Below are 21,752 nucleotides of genomic sequence, written 5' to 3'. Positions count from 1 at the left end.
CATGACCGACTCGGCAGAGCGTCCCGCCGACGGCGGCGAACGGGTCCAGCGCGCACTGCGTTCGCTGCTGGAGGAGCGCGACCGCCTCCGGCGCGAGAACGAGGCGCTCAGAGCCGCCCGCGGCGAACCGATCGCCGTGGTGGCCATGGCGTGCCGCTACCCGGGAGGCGTCACCTCGCCCGAGGATCTGTGGAACGTGGTCCGGGACGGCGTCGACGTGGTGGGCGAGTTCCCCGCCGACCGCGGGTGGCCGGACCTCTTCGACCCCGACCCCGACGCCGTCGGCCGGTCGTATGTGCGTCAGGGCTCGTTCCTGACCGACGTGGCCGGCTTCGACGACCGCTTCTTCGGCATCAGCCCGCGCGAAGCGCTGGCGGTCGACCCCCAGCAGCGGCTGCTTCTGGAGACGGCGTGGGAGGCCTTCGAACGCGCCGGCATCGTGCCCGCCACCGTGCGCGGGACCGATGTCGGGGTCTTCGCCGGGGTCTGCTCGTCCGAGTACGGGTCGCGGTTCCTGGAAGGCGGCCGCCACGAGTTCGAGGGCTACCTGCTGCACGGCAGCGCGCCGAGCGTCGCCTCCGGCCGGGTGGCCTACGAGCTGGGCCTGACCGGCCCGGCGGTGTCCGTGGACACGGCCTGCTCCTCCTCGCTGGTGGCGCTGCACCTGGCGGTCCAGGCGCTGCGTTCGGGGGAGTGCTCGCTGGCGCTGGCCGGCGGCGTGTCGGTGATGGCGACCCCGGCGATCTTCCTGGAGTTCTCCCGCCAGCGCGGCCTGGCGGCCGACGGCCGCTGCAAGTCGTTCGCCGACACCGCCGACGGGACCGGCTGGGCCGAGGGCGTGGGACTGCTGCTGCTGGAGCGGCTGTCCGACGCCCGCCGCAACGGCCACCCGGTCCTGGCCGTGGTCCGCGGCTCGGCGGTGAACCAGGACGGGGCGAGCAACGGGCTGACCGCCCCCAACGGCCTGGCCCAGGAGCAGGTGATCCGGCGCGCGCTGGCGAACGCCGGCCTCGCCGCCTCCGGCGTGGACGCGGTCGAGGCGCACGGCACCGGCACCGCGCTCGGCGACCCCATCGAGGCCGGTGCCCTGCTGGCGACCTACGGCCGGGACCGGTCGCGAGACCGGCCGCTGTGGCTGGGATCGGTGAAGTCGAACATCGGTCACTCCCAGGCCGCCGCCGGGGTCGCCGGGGTGATGAAGATGGTGATGGCCCTGCGGCACGGGTTCCTGCCGAAGACGCTGCACGTGGACACCCCGTCGAAGCACGTCGACTGGTCGTCCGGAACGGTTGAGCTGCTGCTCGAAGGGCGCGAGTGGACGCGGACGGACGGCCCGCGGCGGGCCGGGGTCTCGTCGTTCGGGGTCAGCGGGACCAACGCGCACGTGATCCTGGAAGAGGACCGGCCGCGGGAGCACGCCGAGCAGGACCAGCGGGGAGATGAGTCCGGACCGGTCTCAGCGGTCCTGGGCGGCCTGGTGCCGTGGGCGGTGTCCGGCAAGACTGCGACCGCCCTGGGACGGCAGGCCGAGACACTGCGCGCCTTCGCCGCCGCTGATCCCGGCCTCGACATCGCCGACACCGGATGGTCGCTGGTCGCGACCCGGTCGGGGTTCGACCATCGAGCCGTGGTGTGGGGCCGTGACCGCGACGAACTCACCGACGGACTGCTCGCCCTGAGCTCCGGCACCGAGTCGCCCCGCCTGGTGCGCGGCGTGGCCGGCGACCTCGGCGGCGTGGTCTTCATGTTCCCCGGGCAGGGGTCGCAGTGGGTCGGCATGGGCCGGCAGCTGTACGACACGTTCCCGGTGTTCGCCGAGAGCCTCGACGCGTGCGGCGCCGCGCTCGCCGAGTTCGTCGACTGGTCGCTGCTCGCCGTGATCCGCGGCGAGACGGGCGCGCCGAGCCTGGACCGTGTGGACGTGGTCCAGCCGGCCCTGTTCGCTGTGATGGTGTCCACCGCCGCCCTGTGGCGCTCGTGGGGCGTGGAACCGGCGGCGGTGATCGGGCACAGCCAGGGTGAGATAGCAGCGGCCCACGTCTGCGGCGCGCTGTCGCTGCGTGACGCCGCGAAGGCCGTGGCGCTGCGCAGCAAGGCCCTGGAAGAGCTGATCGGCCACGGCAGCATGGCGTCGATCGTGGAGTCCGCGGACTTCGTGGCCGAGCGCCTGGGACCGTGGAACGACCGGGTGACCGTCGCCGTCGTCAACGGGCCCCGCTCCGTGGTGGTCTCCGGCGATCCGGACGCACTCGACGACCTGGTCGAGAAGCTGACGGCCGAAGGCGTCCAGGCCCGGAGGATCTCCGTCGAGTACGCCTCGCACTCGCCCCAGGTGGCTCGGATCCGGGACCAGGTGATCGCGGCGCTGTCCGGCCTGAGCCCGTCCACGTCGGCCCTGCCCTTCTACTCCACCCTTCACGGCGAGAAGACCGACACCGCACAGCTCGACGCCACGTACTGGTACGACAACCTGCGCGAGAAGGTCCTCTTCGAATCGTCCCTGCGCCGCCTGGCCGACGACGGCTTCCGGGTGTTCATCGAGATGAGCCCGCACCCGGTGCTCACCGTGCCGGTCCAGGAGATCGTCGAAGACCTCGAAGACGCCCTGGTGCTGGCGTCGGCGCGGCGGGACCGGGGCGAGGTCGAATCCGTGGTCGGCTCCCTGGCCCAGTTCCACGTCCGGGGCGGAACCGTGGACTGGAGCGCCGTGTTCGGGCCGCGTCGACGGGTGGAGCTGCCGACGTACGCGTTCCAGCGGCAGCGGTACTGGCTGGAGTCCACGCCCAGGGCGGTGACGTCCGAGCCGGGCGCACCGGAGTCCGCTGCCCCCGCCGAGGCCGCTGACAGCGAAGACCTCGTCGCGTTGTCGGACGTGGTCCCCAAGCTCTCCCGGGCCGAGGCGGAGGCGCTCGTACTGGAACAGGTCCTTGCGAAGGCCGCAGTAGTGCTCGGCCACTCCAGCAGCGCAGACATCGAACCCGACCAGGAGTTCAAGGACATCGGCTTCGACTCCCTGCTGTCGGTGGAGCTGAGCAAGCGCCTGTCCACGGCCACCGGGCTGCGGCTGAAGGCGAACACGGTGCTGCGCTATCCGACGCCGAGGCTGGTCGCCGATCACATCATGGCCGCGCTGGCGGGCCCGTCCGGCGCGGCCGGCCCGTCCCGCCCGGACGGTCGTCCCGCCGGCGGGACACGCAAGTCCTGACGCGGCCCGGTCCGCCCGGGCCCGTCACCGCATTGATCCAGTGATCCGCCTCCCCGAGGGTGGACTGCGAATGCCTCCGTTTCAGGGCCCGTACTGAGGGGTTGGTCCGTATGCGTTCGTTCGGCGCGTCATCCGCGCACAAGGGGATCTGGCTGGCACAGGCGATGGCCCCCGACATGCTGAACCACGCGCTGACCATGTGGGATGTGGAAGGCGCGCTGGACCCGGCGATCATGGAGTCCTGCTTCCGGCACGTCCTCACCGAGGCGGAGGTGCTGCGCGTCAACTTCGTCGACGACGGCGGCGGACTGCGCCTCGTGCCGTGGGACCTGGTGGACTGGCAGCCGTTCTTCCTGGACCTCAGCAACGAGCCGGACCCGGAGCAGGCGGCCCGCGACGCCCTGGCCGAGATGCTGAAGCAGCCGTTCGACCTGGAACTGGACCTGCTGCTGCGGCTGGGGCTGGTCAAACTGGCCGCGGACCGCTCCCTCGTGGTCATCGCCTACCACCACCTGGTGTCCGACGGACACGGCGCCGGCGGCCTGCTGTCACGCCGTCTGGCCGAGGTCTACACCGCGATGGCCCGCGGCACACAGGTCCCCGACCTCCCGCAGCCCTGGGACGCCGAGTCCTTCGCCGCCGAGGCGGTGCGGTACCGCGCCTCCGAGCAGTTCGCCGAGGACACCGATTTCTGGCGCGACTACCTCGCCGACGCACCCGCGCCCGCGCAGGTGCCCCGCGTCGCGCTGTCGGAAGCGGCGCGCGCCGCCCTCGACGAACCGACCGGCAGCCAGGACCGGTGGGGCCGGCTGTCCGAATGTCTGGGCATGGTGAGCCGGACGCTGCCGATCCCCCGCGACGAGGCGGACGTCTGGGCCGAGACCGCGAAGTCCCTGGACGTGTGGATGTCCTCGCTGGTGACGGCCGCCGCGGCGGTGTACCTCCGGCACCGGTGCGACCGGCCCGAGCTGCTGATGTCGCTGGCGGTGGGCAACCGCGTCGGACCGGCGGGCAAGTCACCGGGCCTGGCGGTGAACGTGGCACCGATCCGCGTGCGCGTGCCGCTCGGCGCGACCTTCGCCGAGGTCGCCGACACGGTGGTGGACCAGACCTATGAGATCTTCGGCCATACCGCCTGCCACTACTCCGAGATCCAGCGCGCCGGCGGCACCACCCTGACCGGCCGCGGCAGTTTCGGCGCCGTGATCAACGTCGGCGAGTTCATGGAGCACCTGCACTTCGGCGGCCACCCGGCCCGCTACCTCGGCGCGACGACCGGCGTCTTCGACGAACTGTCCCTCGGCGTCTACACCGACGGCAGCCCGGACAGCGACCTCTACCTGCGGCTCGACGCCCCGGCGACGCTGTACTCCAGCGCGGAGCTGCGCTTCATCGGCGAGGACCTGCTCGCGTACATCCGGGCCCTGGTGGCCGACCCGCAACGACCGGTCGGCGCGGTGTCCGCGGCGAGCGGCGCCGCGGCGGCGGCGGCGCCGGCGGACGGTGACACGACGACGGTGACGGAGCGCTTCGCGCGGCGGGTTCGGGAGACGCCGGACGCTGTCGCCGTGGTGGCGGACGGCTTCGAGGTGTCCTACCGGGAGCTGGACGAGCGATCGAACCTCGTGGCCGAGGTACTTCGGCGCCGAGGTATCGGGGAGGTGGCTCGCCCGGACCTCGATGAGCCGCCAACCATCGGCCCCAAGGTACCTCGGAGCCGAGGTACCTCGATGGAGAGGGTTGTGGTGGTGGCCCTGCCCCGATCTGTCGACATGGTCGTGGCACTCCTCGGCGTGGTGAAGGCCGGAGCCGCCTACCTGGCGACCGACCCGGCCGCGCTGTCGACGGCGGCTCCCGCGGCGTCCCCGGTCAGTCTGCTGCTCAGCGACGCGGCGACCATCGAAGGGCTCGGAGCCGATCCGGGCGTCCCGACGCTCGCGCTCGACGCCGTCGCGTCCGACACGCCCGGCAGCGCCGCTCCGGCTCCTCCCCATCGAGCCGGCCTTCTGGCCGAGGTGGCCGCCTCGACCGGCGCGGTGGCCGTGACACACCGCAGCCTCGGCCGGTTCGGCACAGACCGCCACACCGTGCTGTGGCATTCGCCGTCCACCTTCGACGCGCTCGCCCTCGAAGTGTGGACGCCGCTGCTCAACGGCGGCCGGATCGTCGTGGCCCCACCGGGCCGGCTGGACGCCTCGGCCTTGGCCGGGGCGGTGGCCGCGCACGAGATCTCCGCGGTGTTCCTGCCCGCGGGCTTGTTCTCGGCGATCGCGGCGGACCTCCCCGAGGCCCTCGCCGGGCTGCGTGAGGTCTGGACCGGCGGCGACCGGGTGTCCGTGGCCGCGCGGCGCCGCGTGCGTGAAGCCTGCCCGGAGCTGACGATCGTCACCGGTCACGGTTCCGTGGAGACGGCCGGTTTCGCAGTCTGCGACCGGCTGGCCCCCGGGGAGCCGGTGCGCGACTCCGGTGCGCTCGGCCGGCCCATGGAGGACACAGCGCTCTACGTCCTCGGGCCCGGACTGACCCCGGTCCCGCCCGGCGTGGCCGGAGAGCTGTACGTCGCCGGGCCCGGCCTGGCCCGCGGCTACATCGGCCGGCCTCGGCAGACCGCTGAGAAGTTCGTCCCCTGTCCCTTCGGCCCGCCCGGTGCGGTGATGTTCCGGACCGGTGACCGTGTCCGCTGGAACACCGACGGCGGCCTCGACCACCTCGGCCGCGCCGACGCCCGGGCCCAGATCCGCGACGCCCGTGTCGAGTCGGCCGAGATCGAGGAGGTGCTGTCCGGGCATCCGGACGTGGCGCAGGCGGTGGTGGCCGTCAAGGACGACGGCTCCGGACAGCAGCGGCTGGCGGCCTACGTGGTCCCGGCGAGCGGTCGGGAGGTCGCGGAGGAGGAGCTGCGCCGCTTCGCCGCGGGACGGTTGCCGGAGTTCATGGTGCCCTCGGTGTTCATGGTGCTGGAACGGCTGTCCACGGCACCCGACGGCCGGGTCGACCGCGCGGCGCTGCCGGCGCCGGGGTTCGACGACGGGCGCTACCGGGCACCGCGCAACCGCACCGAGCGGGTGCTCGCCGAGGCGTTCGCCGACGTCCTCGAAGTGAGCCGGGTGGGCATCGACGACGACTTCTTCGACCTCGGGGGCAACTCGGTACGGGCGATCAAGCTGGTCGGCCTGATCCGGGCGGAGCTGAATCAGGAGGTTTCCATCCGCACCCTGTTCGCGGCGCGCACCGTCATCGGGCTGTCGGACCAGTGGGACGAACTGGCCGCCTCGAATCGGCCGGCACTGCGCCGGCGCACTCAGGACGGCGAAGTCCTCTGATGTGCGCGCAGCGTGTTCCGCCGAGGCATCCGCGTCCCGCCGGCGGGACGCGGAGAACCATTGAAAGGCCTTTGCCGGCAACGGAAGAATGTCCACGCCGAATAGGCGGACGACGCGTCACCGGCCTTCGCCGTTGGGAGAATTCGCTATGAACAACCGTGAACTCGAGACCTACGACGTGGTCGGCGTCGGGTTCGGCCCGTCCAACCTGTCGCTCGCCATCGCCCTCGACGAGTACCGGGCACTGGGGGCGGAGCAGGAGGTCAGCCGCCTGTTCCTGGAACGCCAGTCGGCGTTCGGCTGGCACCGCAACATGCTGCTGCCGTCGGCGACCATGCAGATATCCTTCCTCAAGGACCTGGTCACCTTCCGCAATCCGGCGTCGAGTTTCAGCTTCATCGCCTTTCTGCACGCCTCAGGACGGCTTCCGCAGTTCGTCAACAACCAGGATTTCTTCCCGACCCGCCAGGAGTTCCACCAGTACCTGGAATGGGCGCAGGCGCGGGTCGCCGACCGGGTCTCGTACGGGTCGCGGGTGACCGCGGTCCGGCTGCCCGAGGGCGCCGACCCGGAGCAGGCCGACCGGCTGCTGGTGGAGGTCGCGGACCCGGCCGGCCGCGGGGACCGCGTCATCCAGGCCCGGAACGTGGTGATCTCCACCGGGCTGGCGCCGAGCATGCCCGAGGGCACCACGAGCGACGAGCGGGTCTGGCACAGCTCCGAGTTCCTGGACAAGTTCCGGCGCGCCGACCCCCGGGAGCTGAACCGGGTGGCCGTGGTCGGCGCCGGCCAGAGCGCCGCCGAGATCATCAGGTTCCTGTACGACGAACTCCCGCACGCCCAGGTCTACGGGATCATCCCGTCCTACGGATACTCCATCGCCGACGACACCCCGTTCGCCAACCAGGTCTTCGACCCGGGCGCGGTCGACGACTACTACTACGGCACCGAACAGGCCCGCGAGGCGTTCTGGCGCTACCACCGCAACACCAACTACTCGGTCGTGGACGGCGACGTGATCCGCGACCTTTACCGCCGGTGCTACGACGACGAGGTGCACGGCGTCCGCCGTATGGAGTTCCTCAACCTGACGCGCGTGGCGGGCGTGAAGCGCGCCGGCGCCGAGACCAGGGTGCTGCTCCAGGCCGGCCCGGACGCCGAGGTGCGCGAGCTCGACGTCGACGCGCTCGTCTGCGCGACCGGCTACCAGGCGATGGAGCCCACCGGCCTGCTCGGCGACCTCGAGCGGCACTGCGTCCGCGACGGGGCGGGCCGCTACCGCGTCGAGCGGGACTACCGCCTGGTCACCAACCCCGACCTGCGGTGCGGCATCTACCTGCAGGGCGGGACCGAGCACAGCCACGGGCTGTCCTCGTCGCTGCTGTCCAACATCGCCGTCCGCAGCGGCGAGATCGCCGACTCGATCATCGCCCGGCGGGCCGAGCACGGCGCCGACCACGCGGTCCTCGCCGAAGTCGGAGGGGACCTCCGCTGAAAGAACTCTGGCTGCGCCCTTATCGCGATGACGAAGGGTGCAAGACGAAACTGATCTGCTTCCCCCACGCCGGCGGCTGGGCGAGCGCGTACCGCACCTGGTCCCGCGGGCTGCCGCCGGAGATCGGCGTGCTCGCCGTGCGGTACCCGGGCCGGGAGGAGCGGCTCGCCGAACCGTTCCCGACCGGGCTGGAAGCGCTGGCCGACGACGTCGCCGCGGCGCTCGCCGACCTGGCACGGACCAACCGGCTGGTGCTGTTCGGCCACAGCATGGGCGCCTCGGTGGCCCACGAAGTGGCACTGCGCCTCCAGGAGCAGGGAAACCCGCCGGCCGCGTTGTGCGTGTCCGGCCGGCGTCCACCGCAGACGCTCCCCATGTGGGGCCGGAAGTACTCCGGCACCGATGAGGAGGTCCTCGCGGACGTCCTGCGCCTCGACGACAGCCGGGCGGAGATCTTCGCCGACCCCGGGATGCGGGAGATCGTGCTCCCCGCGATCCGCGAGGACTACCGCATGGTGGACGAGTACCGCGGCGGCCCCCGGCCCCTGCTCGACGCCCCGGTGTTCGGCTACACCGGGGACGCCGATACCGAGGTGACCGCGGAGCTGATGCGCGAGTGGGCGGACCTGACGCGGATGGGCTTCCGGCTCCGGGTGCTTCCCGGCGGGCACTTCTACCTCCGGGCCGAGGAGGACGCGCTGCTGGCAGATCTTTGCGACGTCCTGAGCGGCATCTGAAGGGGAGGCGTGGCGCGATGGGTGAAGAGGCTGATATCGACGCCGAGGTCCTGATCGCGGGCGCGGGCCCGACCGGTCTGATGCTCGCCTGCGAGCTGCGGCTGGCGGGGGTCGACGTGATCGTGGCCGAGCGCTTGGCGGAGCGGACCGGCGAGTCGCGGGCCGGCGGCCTGCACGCACGCACTCTCGAGGTCCTCGACCAGCGCGGGATCCTGGACCGCTTCCTCGCGGTCGGCGAGTTGCAGGCGGTGGGCCACTTCTCAGGGCTCTGGCTCGATTTCGAGTCCTTCGAGTCCCGGCGGCGCTACCCGCTGAACCTCCCGCAGTCCGCCGTCGAACGCATCCTGGAGGAGTGGGCCGCCGAGCTCGGCGTGCGGGTCCTGTGGTCCTCCGAGGTGACCAGCGTCAGCCAGGACTCCGCCCGCGTCACGGCCGAGCTGGGCGCTGGCGGAGACGCGGCCCCCAGGAAGCTGTCCGCCCGCTACCTCGTGGGCTGCGACGGCGGGCGGAGCGTGGTCCGCAAGGTGGCGGGCGTCGGCTTCCCCGGCACCCCGGCGACGATGACCGCGCTCCTCGGCGACGTCGAACTTCCCGGCCTGACCGAGGACTACATCTTCATGCGGCGCGTCCCGGACGGCCACTTCTCGGTGATCGCCCTGGAGCCGGGCTGGTACCGGGTGATCACCTCCGAGTACGACCACGTCTCGGACCGCGACGCGGTCGTGACCTTCGAGCAGTTGCGGGAGTCGCTGATCCGGCTGGCCGGTACCGACTGGGGCATCCGCAACCCCCGCTGGATCTCGCAGTTCGCCGACGCCGCCCGCCAGGCCGACCGCTACCGCGCCGGGCGGGTGCTGCTCGCGGGCGACGCGGCCCACATCCACTACCCGGCCGGCGGCCAGGGCCTGAACACGGGGGTGCAGGACGCGGTCAACCTCGGCTGGAAGCTCGCCTCCGTGGTCCGCGGCCGGGCGCCGGAGAGCTTGCTGGACACCTATCACGCCGAGCGCCACCCGGTCGCGGCGCGCCTGCTCCAGAACACGCAGGCCCAGGCCGCGCTGGCGCGCCCGGGCGTGCAGACCGACGCTCTGCGCGAGGTGTTCGCCGAGCTCATCACCTTCGACGACGTCAACCGCCACCTGGGCGGCATGATCAGCGGCCTGGACATCCGCTACCCGGCCGAGGGCCGCCACCCGCTGGCCGGCCGGCGCGTCCCGGACGCCGACCTCAAGACGCCGGACGGGGCGACCCGCGTGTACGAACTGCTCCACACCGCACGCCCGATCCTGCTCGACCTGCGTGGCAACGCGGGCCTGGCGGCGCTGGCCGCGCGCTGGGGCGACCGCATGGACGTGGTGGAGGCCCGGAGCGAGGACGAGCACTGGGCCGTGCCGTCCGTCGGCGAGATCCCCACGCCGGCCGCGGTGCTGATCCGCCCCGACGGCCATGTCGCGTGGGCGGCGGCCGCCAGCGGGGCGCCGGACTTCTCCGCGTTGCGGGCCGCGCTCACGGCGTGGCTCGGCCCGGTGCGCTGACTGTTCCGGTGACCGGTCGCCACCGATCCGGTCCACGCCGTCCGACGGTTGTGATGCCGCGGTACGCAACCACCTTGACTCAGAACTCTGATGATGTTTGACTCGGCACACGCTCCCCACACGACACGTCACTGATGGTAGTCGTCGCGTGGGGTTTCACTTTGGGCCGGGGGGTCTCATGCAGAGTGATCGAGGGGTGCGTTCCCATGGCTGACCGGATCTCCGCCGATCCGGCGGCCATCGACGCCTTCGCCGACCGGCTCACCACGTTGCGGGCCGGCTTCAACGACGACACCAGCTGCCGGAACCTGCCGGCGGGATGGCTGGCGCCGTCCGCCGGGAACGCCCTGGCGGACTTCGAACTCAAGTGGTCGTTCGGTGAGGCGTCCATCGACTCCTACTTCAATGCTCTGATCACGATGTGCCGGACGTCGGCGGACCGGCTGCGGACCGTGGACGCAGACCTGGCCGAGCAGGCCCGCGGCGCTCACCACTCCTTCGGTGGCCGACCGGAGCTTTGACGACCTAACGGGGGAGAACGACAATGGCACCGAGACCGAGGTTCGACATGGACCCGGGCGATTCCACTCGCCCTACCGCTGTTCAGTGGCTGGCAGTCGGACTCGACAGCGACCCGACTCCCGGCGACGTCGGCGGCATCCGCATCCTGTCCAGTCGCCTCGGGGGCCGCGCCGACGACGCGACCTCCAGCCGCACCCAGGTGACCAACCTGTTGTCCGACCCGAGCGCGATGACCTGGCTGGGCGCCTCCGGCGAGGCGTTCTGGACCGCTTGCGAACCGTTCCCGGACCAACTCGGCCTGATGAACAGTTCCTATGCTGATGCCGCCCACGCACTGGACGTCTACCGGCAGGCCATCGACTCGCTGCAGCAGGCGACGGCCGCCGCTCTGAGCAGCGCCTCCGGGGCATGGAGCCAGCTGGGCGTCGACCCGGCCGCCGCGGTCTCCCACGGCTACGACAGCAACGCCTTCCAGGCCAAGGTGGCGGACATCATCAGCAAAGGCGGGCACGAGGACGCCCACCCGGACGCCTACCCCACCATCTCCCGGGCACGCCACGACATCGACGTCGCCACCACCGCCTTCGAGAGCGCCACCCGCACCTGCACGTCGGCCCTGGAGGCCGCGGCGCAGACGGCGGCCCGAGCAGTCAAGCTCAACACCATGACGTTCACCGAGCGGTTCACCGCATCCGGCGGCCGCCTGGACGACCTGGTTTTCGTTCAGCACGACGGACCGGACCTCGACGCAGCCGCGACGGCGTCACGGGACGCGGACATTCTGGCCAAGGCGCTGCAGAATCCCGACGATCCCTGGTCGAAGTTCGCCATCCAGCTGGTCGGCCAGCACCTGAGTGATCACCAGGGCGACCAGGCGTACCTGCAGACGTTCTTCGGCGCGGGCGGCTCGGCCTCGATCGCGGGCGTCCTGAAGCTGTATGCGCCGAAGCGGGGAAACCTGTCGGAGAAGGCGGACCTGGACAACTTTCCGGGCAAGGACATCATCGCGAACTACGCCTCGGGCGTGGCGGCAGCCAGCTCGTTCGCCGACAGCGGGCTCGTCCACCTGCCGGCCGACGTGTGGAATCCGCTGTTCGACGGCGACATGATGCCCGGCGCGCTTCTGTTCGCGTTCGGACCGGCGGGCTCGGCGTGGGGACACACGCTGCTGGCGTCCGCGGGCACCGGGGTCCTGCAGGGCGGCTACGACCGCCAGGCCAACCAGGCGATCTGGACGTTCGAGGGCAGCATCCTGACCCGGATCAGCGAGAACGCGGACGCGTGCCGCGATCTGCTGGTCCCCCAGGACGGCTCCGCGGAGGCCGCCGCCAGGGTGGACGCCAACATGCAGAAGCTTCTGGACCAGGACTGGTGGTATCCGGAAATGGCGAAGGACGGTGTGTCCGCGGCGATCATCCACAACGCGACCACCGATCTCGCCGGGCACCCCGACGAGTCCGCCGCGGCGACGCGTGTGCTCTTCCGGAACCTCGACGGCAACGGCCTTCCCCCCAACCTGGCGATGGCGGTGTCCCAAGCTTCCGCAGCGCATCTGGACAGCCTGATGGCGAGCGCCGACGGCGCGGTGAAGCTGGCGGGCTCCTCCAATCCCCATTTCGTGCCGCTGGACCTCAAGAGCCTCGACAACGTCCTGAAGAGCTTCGCCGCAGACCCGTACGCCGCGGGCAATCTTCGAGGGGCGATCGGGGCGGGGGTGCTGTCCTCCGCACAGGGCGGAGTCGGCTTTGTCGACAGCGCGGTTCAGGGATCTCAGCAGTGGACTGACTTCCGGCACTACGGATTCGTGCTGGGCCGCCTCGACCTGCTGGACAAGCAGGCCGGGGTCGACGCCGCCGCCGCGACCGACAGTGCGCACACCAACTATCAGTCATGGGCTACCGCGGCCGTCGGTGCCTTGGGGTCGGTCGGCCCGATTTCGTATCAGGCCGCCATGGCCGGGTCCGGGCCAGTCCTGTCACCGTTCTTCGAGAAGATGTGGCCCACCCACGCCGCCGACGACGCCTTGAGCTCAGCCTCGTTCGCCCTGTCAGCCGGCGAGGCCAAGCTGAACGTCCCGATCGTCCAGGGACTGATCAACGCGGGCGCGCTGCAGCCACCGCCGGGCGCGACCTGGTTCCACGGCGGTCTGGTGGACATCTCAAGCTCCCCTCTCGCGGCCAACGACTTCGGCGAGTGGTACGCGAAGAACGAAGGCGCGAGCCCTGCGAGGATCGATGATCTCCAGTACCGGATCGCCGCACTCAAGGCTGGCGGCGGTGATCCCGCGCAGATCGTCTCGCTGCAGGACCAGGTCGAGAACATCAAGGCCCAGATCGCCGCCCATGCCATGAATGATCCGCTCTCCGATGGATACGATCACGCTGTGAAGGGCCTGGCGCTGAGCAAATGATGACGACGAAAATCCGGTTCCGGCGAGGAATCGCCCTCGTCTCGTTCGGGGCGGCGTTCTTCCTGTCCGGATGCTCGGACGACAAGCCGGGGGCCTTCGTCCCGCCCGCCCCGGGCAGTGCGGTTCAGGTCGGCGTTCCGCCGTCCGGGGAAAAGCTGTACGTCGACCACTCGACCGGTTATAGCGACTTCGGAACCATTGAGCTGCCCGACGGGACGATCCTCGGCCACCGAGGCGACCCGCCTTGCCTGTCAACGCTACGTCCCGCCGCCAAGCCACAGACCGTCCGGTGCCTGACGGTGAAGCCTGACAAGCAGGTGCCCGTCGGCTTCGCTCGGACTCCCGATGGCAAGGTCTACTTCGGCTGGGGGACCGTGCTCTACGCCGGCACGCCACCCCGTCTGGACGACTTCAAGGGCGTCTCGGGACCCGGCTATCCCGTGCTGACCGACAACACGCCGATCGGCGCGCGTTCGGATGGCACGGTGATCGTCATCGGCCAGAAGAACGTCTGGGAGTTCCGTCAGGGTGCGTTGACGTCTGTCTACCAGCTCAAGGATCTTCACTGGCCACGTCCAGACGCCCAGCCCGAATACGTCGGCACCGGGACAGCCGGCTTCGTCGATCCCCAGGACACGATCTGGATCGCTCCGGACCGAGGAGACCCTCAGACCCACGGACTCGAACTGTCCCTCCTGGAAGACGTCGTCGGCATCACCAAGACCGGCACCCCGGTCTGGCCCAAGCTCCCGCAGCAGATCCCCGGCGTCCCCGGCGACCTGGCCAAGCTTGAGGTCGTCGGTATGATCTCCGACGGCCACGGCGGCTTCTTCTTCCGTGTGGAGCAGTACCGCACGACGCCCCAGTACGTGATCCACGTGACAGCCGACGGTGCCGGGACGCTGGTGGCCGCCAGCGACGTCGACCCCGATGACCAGGCGGCACGCAACGTGAAGATGAGTGGTCCGACCGACGCCCTGCACATCCCGCTGTACCTGCCCAAAGGCATGGTGCTGCGCCCGGGTGCGCTGATCCTCGGTGGTGCCGCCAACTACGCCGTCGCCGTCGGGCTTCCTCAGAACTGAGACGCCGAGTTGTACATCTTGGGGTGCTACGGTGCCGCATCACAGGTGGAATCCTGAGATATGGGAGGGAAACCCGAGATGAACAAAGCGGAACTGGCTGTCGAGGTGGCGGAGCAACTCCAGAAGTCCGGGACCGATGGGGACGCCCGGGCGTACGTGGACGCGGTCTTCGACGTCATCATGCGGCGGGTGGCCGCGGGGGAGCGGGTACAGGTCCTGGGCTTCGGCACCTTCGACGGGGTCCATCGGGCCGCACGGGTCGGGCGGAATCCGCGGACCGGGGCGGCGATCCAGATCGCGGCCGGGGTGTCGCCGCGGTTCCAGCCCGGGCAGACCTTCCGCGCTCAGGTGGCCGAGGCGGCGGACACCGATGGGGCTGCTGCCTCTCCTGCGTCTCCGGACGTGGCCAAGGAGGACGGCGGCGTCGGTGCCGTGAAGAAGGCCAAGGAGACGAAAGCCAAGGAGAAGAAGGGCAAGGCCGCGGAGAAGAAGCCCGCTAAGCCCGCCAAGCCCGCCAAGGTCGCCAAGGTCGCCAAGGTCGCCAAGCCGGTCAAGTCTGCCACGACTGCCAAGCCGGCCAAGACGAGCCCGGCCAAGGCCACGGTCGGCAAGGCTCTGAAGCCCGGGAAGGCAGCCCAGACCGCCAAGCCTGCCAAGACCGCCAAGCCTGCCAAGACCACCAAGGCGACCAAGATCGCTAAGTCCGCTAAGAGCGGCAAGGCCGGCAAGAAGTAGAACGGCCGCCCCTCGAACGGCGCTCGCCGTCTGCCGCGCCGGAACAGTCACTCCCATCACACGTTGAGGGTTTGCGACGTGCTCGGCCGGTCCTCTGTGTCGACTGCCAGGGGCTCGGCTTCAACCTCCTGATGTTCACGCAGCCTTCGCTTACTCCGTCATTGATGTCGCAGGGCCCTGCTTCTAGCATCACCGTTGCTGCTTCCCGCATGTCCGCTCCCTCCCGTGTCAGGAGAGATTCCATGCGTATGTCCCGCAAGGCCCTGTCCCTGTCGGCCGCCGCTGTCGCCGCCGCCGCGACCGCCGTCGCCGTCCCGATCGCCTCGGCGGGCACCTCACCGGTCGTGCCGGCGGCCGCCGGGGTGGTGCCGACTCCCGCGCACGTCGTGGTCGTCGTCGAGGAGAACCATTCGTACAGCGACATCATCGGCAGTTCCAGTACGCCGTACATCAACTCGCTGGCGTCGCAGGGTGCGCTGATGACCGGCTCGTTCGCGGTCACGCACCCGAGTGAGCCGAACTACATGGCGCTGTTCGGTGGCAGCACCTTCGGGCTGACCTCGGACAAGTGCCCGGTCAGTGAGGGCAATGCCGCCAACCTGGGGTCGGAGCTGCTCGCGGCCGGCAAGACGTTCAAGGGGTACTCCGAGGGCCTGCCCAGTGTCGGGTCGACGACCTGCTCCTCCGGCAAGTACGCGCGCAAGCACTCGCCGTGGGTGAACTTCAGCAACGTGCCGGGCACCGACTCGGTGCCGTTCTCGCAGTTCCCGTCCAGCAGCGGCTACGCCTCGCTGCCGACGCTGTCGTTCGTCATCCCGAACCTCGACGACGACATGCACGACGGCTCGGTCGCCACCGGCGACACCTGGCTGAAGAACAACCTGAACGCCTACGCGCAGTGGGCCAAGACCAACAACAGCCTGCTGGTCGTCACCTGGGACGAGGACGACTACACCGAGAGCAACCAGATCCCGACCATCTTCGTCGGCGCGGGCGTGAAGACCGGTCAGTACAGCGAGACCGTCAACCACTACAACGTGCTGGCCACGCTGGAGAAGATGTACGGGCTCGCCCCCGTCGGCAACAGCGCCACCGCCGCCCCGATCACCGACATCTGGAGCTGAACGCCGATGGCGGCTCTGATCTGACGTCGTACTGAACCCGTCCCCCCGGCCGCACCGACGGCGAGCCCGAGCGAGAGGAACACCCCCGCGATGCGCCTTGCCCCCCAGCAGTGGCAATGGCAGGCGCGTCTTCTGGCGGTGCCGATCGCGGCGCTCGCGGCCGCGACCGCCGGCGCCGCGGAGTCCCCCTCCGCGGCGCCCGGCGGTTCCATCAGCGTCCGCGGCTCGGGCTGCGCCAGTCCGCTTCACACCGCCGAAGCGGGGCCGGTCGCCTTCACCGTCACCGACGACACCCGCGTCTTCGCCACCGTCTACCTCGTGGACGCCGCCGACACCCGCGTCTACGCCGAGATTCCATGGCTGACCCCCGGCCACACCCTGCCGCTGGCCACGACCCTCGCCGCCGGACGCTACGCCGTCCGCTGCGTCCTGTCCGACGGCACGATCCACACCACGGCGGCGTTCTCCGTCACCGGCGACACCGCCGACGCCGTGGCGGGCTACAAACCGCTGCCGGACCTCGATCTCACCGCGCCGGTGAACGCCTACCGCGCCTGGGTGGAGGCGGCCCTGCCGAGCTTGCTGGCGTCCGTCCAGACCCTGGACGCCGACGTGGCCCGTGGTGACCTCGCCGCGGCGAGGTCCGACTGGCTGCCCGCGCACCTGGCCTACGAGCGCCTCGGCGCCGCCTACGACTCCTTCGGCGACTTCGACGACCAGATCGACGCCACCGCCGCCGGCCTGCCGGGCGGCACGGCCGACAAGGACTGGGCCGGTCTGCACGCCATCGAGTACGGCCTCTGGCACGGCGCCTCGGCTCCGGACCTGCATGACCAGACCCGGGCGCTGGTCGCGGCCGTCCAGGGTCTGACAGCCGACTTCCCGAGCCAGGAGATCGACCCCGGCGATCTCCCGCTGCGTGCTCACGAGATCTTGGAGAACACCCTGCAGTTCCAGATCACCGGCTCCGCCGACGCCGGCAGCGGCACCAGCCTCGCGACCGCCTATGCGAACGCGGAGGGCACCAGGGAAGTCCTTTCCGTGCTGGCGCCCCTGGTCGACGCCCGCGCCCCCGGCCTGACCGCCCGCCTGGACACCGAGCTCGGCGCCTTCCAAGCCGACCTGACGGCCACACGCGACCCGGCCGGCGCTTGGACGGCGGCGGCCGCTGTCACCGCGGATCAGCGCCGCCGTCTCGACGCGGACCTCGGAGGTCTGCTCGAAGACCTCGCCACCGTTCCGAACCTGCTGGCGCCGAGGACTGCCGCGTGAACGGCGTCGGGCGCAGGTCGTTCCTGCGCGGGGCGGCAGCCGGGGCGGCCGGCGCGGTGGGAGCGGCGGCCGTCGCCGGTGTGGCCGCTGCCGCCGTCGCCGCAGACGACGGCCCGGGCCCTTCCGGACGCCTTATAGCCTTCGAAGGCGACCACCAGGCCGGAATCCTCACCCCGCCGCAGGCCGCCTCCTCCTTCGTGGCCTTCGACGTCACCGCGCGCAACCCCGCCGGGCTCAGCGCGCTGCTCCGCACCCTGACCGACCGCATCAGGTTCCTGACCTCCGGCGGTGTCCCGGCCGCGACCGATGTCGCCTCGCCGCCCACCGACAGCGCGACGCTCGGTGCGAGCGTTCCCAGCGACGGCCTGACCGTCACGGTCAGCGTCGGTGCTTCTCTGTTCGACGACCGCTATGGTCTGGCGCCGCGCAAGCCCGCCCGCCTGACCCCGATGCCGGTCTTCCCCGACGACCACGTCGAAGGGTCGAAGGAACTGCACGGCGACCTGATGCTCCAGATCTGCGCCGACTCCCGCGACACCGTGATGCACGCGCTCCGCGACATCACCCGCCACACCCGGGCCGGGATGCAGCCCGTGTGGAAGGTCGACGGCTTCCACACCGCGCCCCGCCCCGCCGGCACGCCCCGCAACCAGCTCGGCTTCAAGGACGGCATCGCCAACCCCGACGTCACCGACCCCCGCGTCACCGGCGACCTGATCTGGACCCGCGGTACCGGCCCCGAGCCGGCCTGGACCGCCGGCGGCTCCTATCAGGTCGTCCGCATCATCAGGATGCTGATCGAATTCTGGGACCGCGTCTCGCTCCACGAGCAGGAGGACATGATCGGCCGCCGCCGCGACAGCGGAGCGCCCCTCGACGGCGCTTCCGAGCACGACAGGCCGGACTACGAGGCCGATCCCCAGGGCCATGCCGTTCCCATGGACGCCCACATCCGCCTGGCCAACCCCCGCACCCCCGCCACGGCCGGCCAGCAGATCCTCCGGCGCGGCTACAACTACGAGCGCGGCCTCGACCTGAACGGCGACCTGGACGTCGGCCTCATCTTCTGCTGCTACCAGCAGGACGTCGTCCGCCAGTTCCAGGCCGTACAGGAACGCCTGGCGGGCGAGCCGCTCGTCGACTACATCCAGCCGACCGGGGGCGGGTACTTCTTCGCGCTGCCGGGCGTGCGGGGTGGGGGCGACTTCCTGGGGTCGGGGCTGCTGGCCGGGCGGTGAGCCTCACTGTCGTCGGCTGAACTGCTGATCCCAGTGTTCGATCTTCCGCCTCGCCAGCGGCTCGAGTCCGGGATGCCGCGCCGCGACCTGGGCCATCAGCGCCACCAGATCGTCGCGGTTGTCCGCGGGGAACGCGTCGGTGCGGGCCAGGGAGATCTCGGCGCGCCGCGGGTCCGGCCCGATGAGCCACTCGTGGGCGACCGCGGCGAGCGCGAAGACCTCCGTCTCGTCCAGGGACCACGACAGCCTGTCGAGGATGTCGGAGATCGCCTCGGCGGGCAGGTTGGGCGCGGAATGCTCGACCATGTAGTTCATCACGTCTGCGATGTCCATCCCGCGACCCTAACCGTGGCTGTGCTCTCCCCATCGACCATGGCCGTCCCCTGAGACCGCTCTTGACGCCGGGGCACCCGCGCCGAAGGATCGCCTCTGTGACCGAAGTCACTGAATCAGAGCCCAGAGTCGGCCGGGACGACCCGGGTGTCTTCGAAGACCGCCACCGCCTGCCGGCCGCGGATGCGGAGAAGCGCGTCCGGGAGGCGTTGCCGCAGGTCCGCGACTGCGTCGTGGTCGCGGCTCGGCGGGGCGAGCGCGTCCAGGCCGACGTCCTGCTGATGCTCCACGCCGACGCCGACCCGATCGCCGACTACGAGCCGGGGGTGCGCGCCGCGCTGGACGCGTCCGAAGCCGAGACGATCCGCCGGGTCTTCGTGGTCGGGGTGGACAGAGATTTCCCCTACGGCGTCGCCGAGGACCGCGACGCGCTCGCACGGTGGCATCTCGCCGAGCTGATCGGCGCGCGGCTGCCCGGCCTGGGGCCCGGCGCGGATCCGGTGCCGGTGCCCGATGAGCGGGTCCGGGTCGCGTTCGCCGGGGAAGGCTCCGGGAGCGCCGAGCTCGTCTGGGGCCAGCGGGAGATCTGGCAGGCCATGACGCGGCAGGGCAACTGGCTGCCGTTGGGCGGCTGGAAGCGGCTGGATCCCGGCACCACCGTCGAGGATGTCGCCGATGAACTCGCCTACCTCCACAGCCGCTTCCCCTCCATGAGGACCCGCCTGCGCTTCGACGCCTCGGCGCGGCCGCGACAGGAGCTGGCGGCCGACGGCTGGACCGAGCTGGAGGTCTTCGACGCCCCCGACGGTGACGACGTCGCCGACCAACTGGCCGCCGCCGTCGACGCCCACTACCAGCGTGCTCCCTACGACCTGCGCACCGAGTGGCCGGTGCGGATGGCCGTGGTGCGCCAGGGCGGCGCGGCGACGCGGATGGTCGTCGTCATGCACCACCTGGCGCTGGACGGCGGGGGAGCGGAGATCATGATCCGCGACGTCGCGGTCCGGGCCACCGAGCCGCCGGCCGGGCTGCAGCCGTTGCAGCTCGCCGAGTGGCAGAACTCGCCGGCGGGGCGCAAGCACACCGACCGCGCCATGCGCCACTTCGGCGAGATCCTGCGCAGCATGCCGGTGCCGACGTTCCCGCCGTCGGAGGACCCGCGGCGGCCGCCGTGGTGGAGTGCCGAGTTCGAGTCGTCGGCGCTTCGGATGGCACTGGCGACGCTCGTCGACCGGACAGGCGCCGACCCGGCACGGGTGATGGTGGCCGTGTACGGGATCGCGCTGGCCCGGGTCACCGGGGTGAATCCGGTGCTGATGCGGCCGGTGATCGGCAACCGGTTCCGGCGTCAGCTCGCCGACGTGGTGTGCCATGCCTCCCAGGCCGGGATCGTGCTCCTCGACGTGTCCGGCGGCACGGTCGAGGACGTGATCGAGCGCACCGGCCCGGCGTCCATGAACGCGCTCAAGCACGGCTACTACGACCCCGAGCAGCTCGACGAGTTGGCGCGGGCCGTCGGGCGGGAGCGGGGTGTCGTGCTCGACATCGCGTCTTTCATCAACGACCGCCGGGCTCCAGCTGTGCCGGAAACGATCCCGGCGTGGACTGCCGACGACTACGCCGAGGCTCGTGCCAGGTCGGGGTTCCGGTGGTCCGGCGAGCGCAACGATCCTGTCGAGCGGATGTTCATACACATTGATGACGCAGGTCCGGACGCGGTTCTGCTCTCCCTCGAAGCCGACACCCGCGCCCTGGCTCCTGGCCAGATCGAGCGGCTGGCTCATGGGATCGAGGAGGTGGCGGTCAACGCCGCGTTGCGGCCCGGGCTTGAGACCGGGGTAGTCTCCCGCGCATGACGAACACGCGCTTGGGCATCATGTACGACCGCGCCTGGGACCCGGCAGGCCTGCCGGAGTTCGCCAGGCGGGTCGAGGCCGTCGGCGCCGACGATCTGTGGGTCGTGGAGGACCTCGGCTGGAACGGCGGGCTCACCGCCGCCGCCGTCGCGCTGGGCGCCACCGATCGTCTGCGGGTCGGGCTCGGCATCGCTCCGGCGCCCTACCGGAACCCTGCGCTGTTCGCGATGGAGGTCGCCACGCTCGCCCGCGTGTTCCCCGGCCGTTTCGTCCCGGGGCTCGGCCACGGCGTCGCCGCGTGGCTGGAGCAGATCGGCGCGAAGCCGCGTTCGTCGATGGCGCTGTTGGAGGAGACGCTCACCGTGGTCGGCGCGCTGCTTCGCGGGGAGAGCGTGACGATGGCGGGCCGGGAGGTGCGCTTGGAGGACGTGCGGCTGGTCCATCCGCCGGAGGTCGTTCCGCCGCTGTTCGCCGCTGCTGTGCGCACGAAGACCCTGGAGCTGGCCGGCCGCTGTGCGCAGGGGACGGTGATCGCCGAGGGGCACGGGCCCAAGGACGTGGAGGTGGCTCGCGCGGCCGCCGAGCGGGGCGGCGCAGGGCCTGAGCACGATGTGGCGGTGTTCGTGTTCTGCCACCTCGGTGCTGATGAGAAGGGGCGGGCGGCTCTGGCCGAGGCGGTCGCCGAGCAGGGCGGTTGGCTGGGGCGCGACGGTGACGAGGTGTTCGCCGTCACCGGTTCGGCGGAAAGCGCCGCCGAGCAGGTTCGAGCTCTGGCGGGCGCGGGCGCGTCGACCGTGGTGCTCCGTGTGTATGGGGACGAGCCGGTGGAGCAGCTTGCTGCGGTTGTCGGGGCGCTGAGGGCTTAGCTGCGGGGCGATGAGC

General features: G+C 71.1%; 15 protein-coding genes. 14 read left to right on the top strand and 1 reads right to left on the bottom strand.

Annotated elements, in window-relative coordinates:
* The first annotated feature begins 1 nt into the window (after position 1).
* From ABD466_RS26850 to efeB, 12 genes are all read left to right on the top strand, one after another.
* Positions 2 to 3,205, top strand: a complete 3,204-nt coding sequence (locus tag ABD466_RS26850) for a type I polyketide synthase (protein ID WP_344659956.1) — start codon at positions 2 to 4, stop codon at positions 3,203 to 3,205.
* A 110-nt stretch (positions 3,206 to 3,315) separates the two neighbouring features.
* Positions 3,316 to 6,528 carry an AMP-binding protein gene (locus ABD466_RS26845; protein ID WP_344659955.1) on the top strand — a complete coding sequence of 1,071 codons (3,213 nt, stop codon included), beginning with the start codon at positions 3,316 to 3,318 and terminating at the stop codon, positions 6,526 to 6,528.
* A 148-nt stretch (positions 6,529 to 6,676) separates the two neighbouring features.
* Positions 6,677 to 8,023: a lysine N(6)-hydroxylase/L-ornithine N(5)-oxygenase family protein gene (locus tag ABD466_RS26840; protein ID WP_344659954.1), complete on the top strand. Its 1,347-nt coding sequence runs from the start codon at positions 6,677 to 6,679 to the stop codon at positions 8,021 to 8,023.
* On the top strand, positions 8,020 to 8,760 hold the full coding sequence (locus tag ABD466_RS26835) for a thioesterase II family protein (RefSeq protein WP_344660004.1): 741 nt from the start codon (positions 8,020 to 8,022) through the stop codon (positions 8,758 to 8,760). Before ABD466_RS26840 ends, ABD466_RS26835 begins: the two co-directional genes overlap by 4 nt.
* 17 nt (positions 8,761 to 8,777) lie before the next feature.
* Positions 8,778 to 10,295 carry an FAD-dependent monooxygenase gene (locus ABD466_RS26830; protein WP_344659953.1) on the top strand — a complete coding sequence of 506 codons (1,518 nt, stop codon included), beginning with the start codon at positions 8,778 to 8,780 and terminating at the stop codon, positions 10,293 to 10,295.
* Between the two features lie 206 nt (positions 10,296 to 10,501).
* Positions 10,502 to 10,816, top strand: a complete 315-nt coding sequence (locus ABD466_RS26825; RefSeq protein WP_344659952.1) for a hypothetical protein — start codon at positions 10,502 to 10,504, stop codon at positions 10,814 to 10,816.
* A gap of 23 nt (positions 10,817 to 10,839) precedes the next feature.
* A complete protein-coding gene (locus ABD466_RS26820) occupies positions 10,840 to 13,227 on the top strand; it encodes a hypothetical protein (protein WP_344659951.1) in 2,388 nt (795 codons plus the stop codon).
* Complete coding sequence (locus ABD466_RS26815; RefSeq protein WP_344659950.1) at positions 13,227 to 14,312, top strand: hypothetical protein; 1,086 nt, start codon at positions 13,227 to 13,229, stop codon at positions 14,310 to 14,312. Before ABD466_RS26820 ends, ABD466_RS26815 begins: the two co-directional genes overlap by 1 nt.
* Positions 14,313 to 14,390: 78 nt before the next feature.
* On the top strand, positions 14,391 to 15,047 hold the full coding sequence (locus ABD466_RS26810) for an HU family DNA-binding protein (RefSeq protein ID WP_344659949.1): 657 nt from the start codon (positions 14,391 to 14,393) through the stop codon (positions 15,045 to 15,047).
* A gap of 242 nt (positions 15,048 to 15,289) precedes the next feature.
* On the top strand, positions 15,290 to 16,171 hold the full coding sequence (locus ABD466_RS26805; protein ID WP_344659948.1) for an alkaline phosphatase family protein: 882 nt from the start codon (positions 15,290 to 15,292) through the stop codon (positions 16,169 to 16,171).
* A gap of 90 nt (positions 16,172 to 16,261) precedes the next feature.
* Positions 16,262 to 17,443 carry an EfeM/EfeO family lipoprotein gene (locus ABD466_RS26800; RefSeq protein WP_344659947.1) on the top strand — a complete coding sequence of 394 codons (1,182 nt, stop codon included), beginning with the start codon at positions 16,262 to 16,264 and terminating at the stop codon, positions 17,441 to 17,443.
* On the top strand, positions 17,440 to 18,681 hold the full coding sequence (gene efeB, locus ABD466_RS26795; protein WP_344659946.1) for an iron uptake transporter deferrochelatase/peroxidase subunit: 1,242 nt from the start codon (positions 17,440 to 17,442) through the stop codon (positions 18,679 to 18,681). The genes ABD466_RS26800 and efeB overlap by 4 nt, the downstream gene beginning before the upstream one ends.
* Before the next feature lie 3 nt (positions 18,682 to 18,684).
* On the opposite strand, the gene ABD466_RS26790 is transcribed toward efeB, so the two are convergent.
* Positions 18,685 to 19,014 carry a hypothetical protein gene (locus tag ABD466_RS26790; RefSeq protein WP_344659945.1) on the bottom strand — a complete coding sequence of 110 codons (330 nt, stop codon included), beginning with the start codon at positions 19,012 to 19,014 and terminating at the stop codon, positions 18,685 to 18,687.
* A 98-nt stretch (positions 19,015 to 19,112) separates the two neighbouring features.
* On the opposite strand from ABD466_RS26790, the gene ABD466_RS26785 reads away from it, so the two are divergent.
* Together ABD466_RS26785 and ABD466_RS26780 are read left to right on the top strand one after the other, a co-directional pair.
* On the top strand, positions 19,113 to 20,870 hold the full coding sequence (locus tag ABD466_RS26785) for a condensation domain-containing protein (protein ID WP_344659944.1): 1,758 nt from the start codon (positions 19,113 to 19,115) through the stop codon (positions 20,868 to 20,870).
* On the top strand, positions 20,867 to 21,736 hold the full coding sequence (locus ABD466_RS26780) for an LLM class flavin-dependent oxidoreductase (RefSeq protein WP_344659943.1): 870 nt from the start codon (positions 20,867 to 20,869) through the stop codon (positions 21,734 to 21,736). The genes ABD466_RS26785 and ABD466_RS26780 overlap by 4 nt, the downstream gene beginning before the upstream one ends.
* Positions 21,737 to 21,752: the final 16 nt, after the last annotated feature.

Source organism: Catenulispora subtropica, assembly GCF_039531675.1.
Classification (GTDB): Bacteria; Actinomycetota; Actinomycetes; order Streptomycetales; family Catenulisporaceae; genus Catenulispora; species Catenulispora subtropica.
The sequence above is the reverse complement of the archived record's forward strand: the minus strand, read 5'-3'. Positions and strand labels throughout refer to the sequence as shown.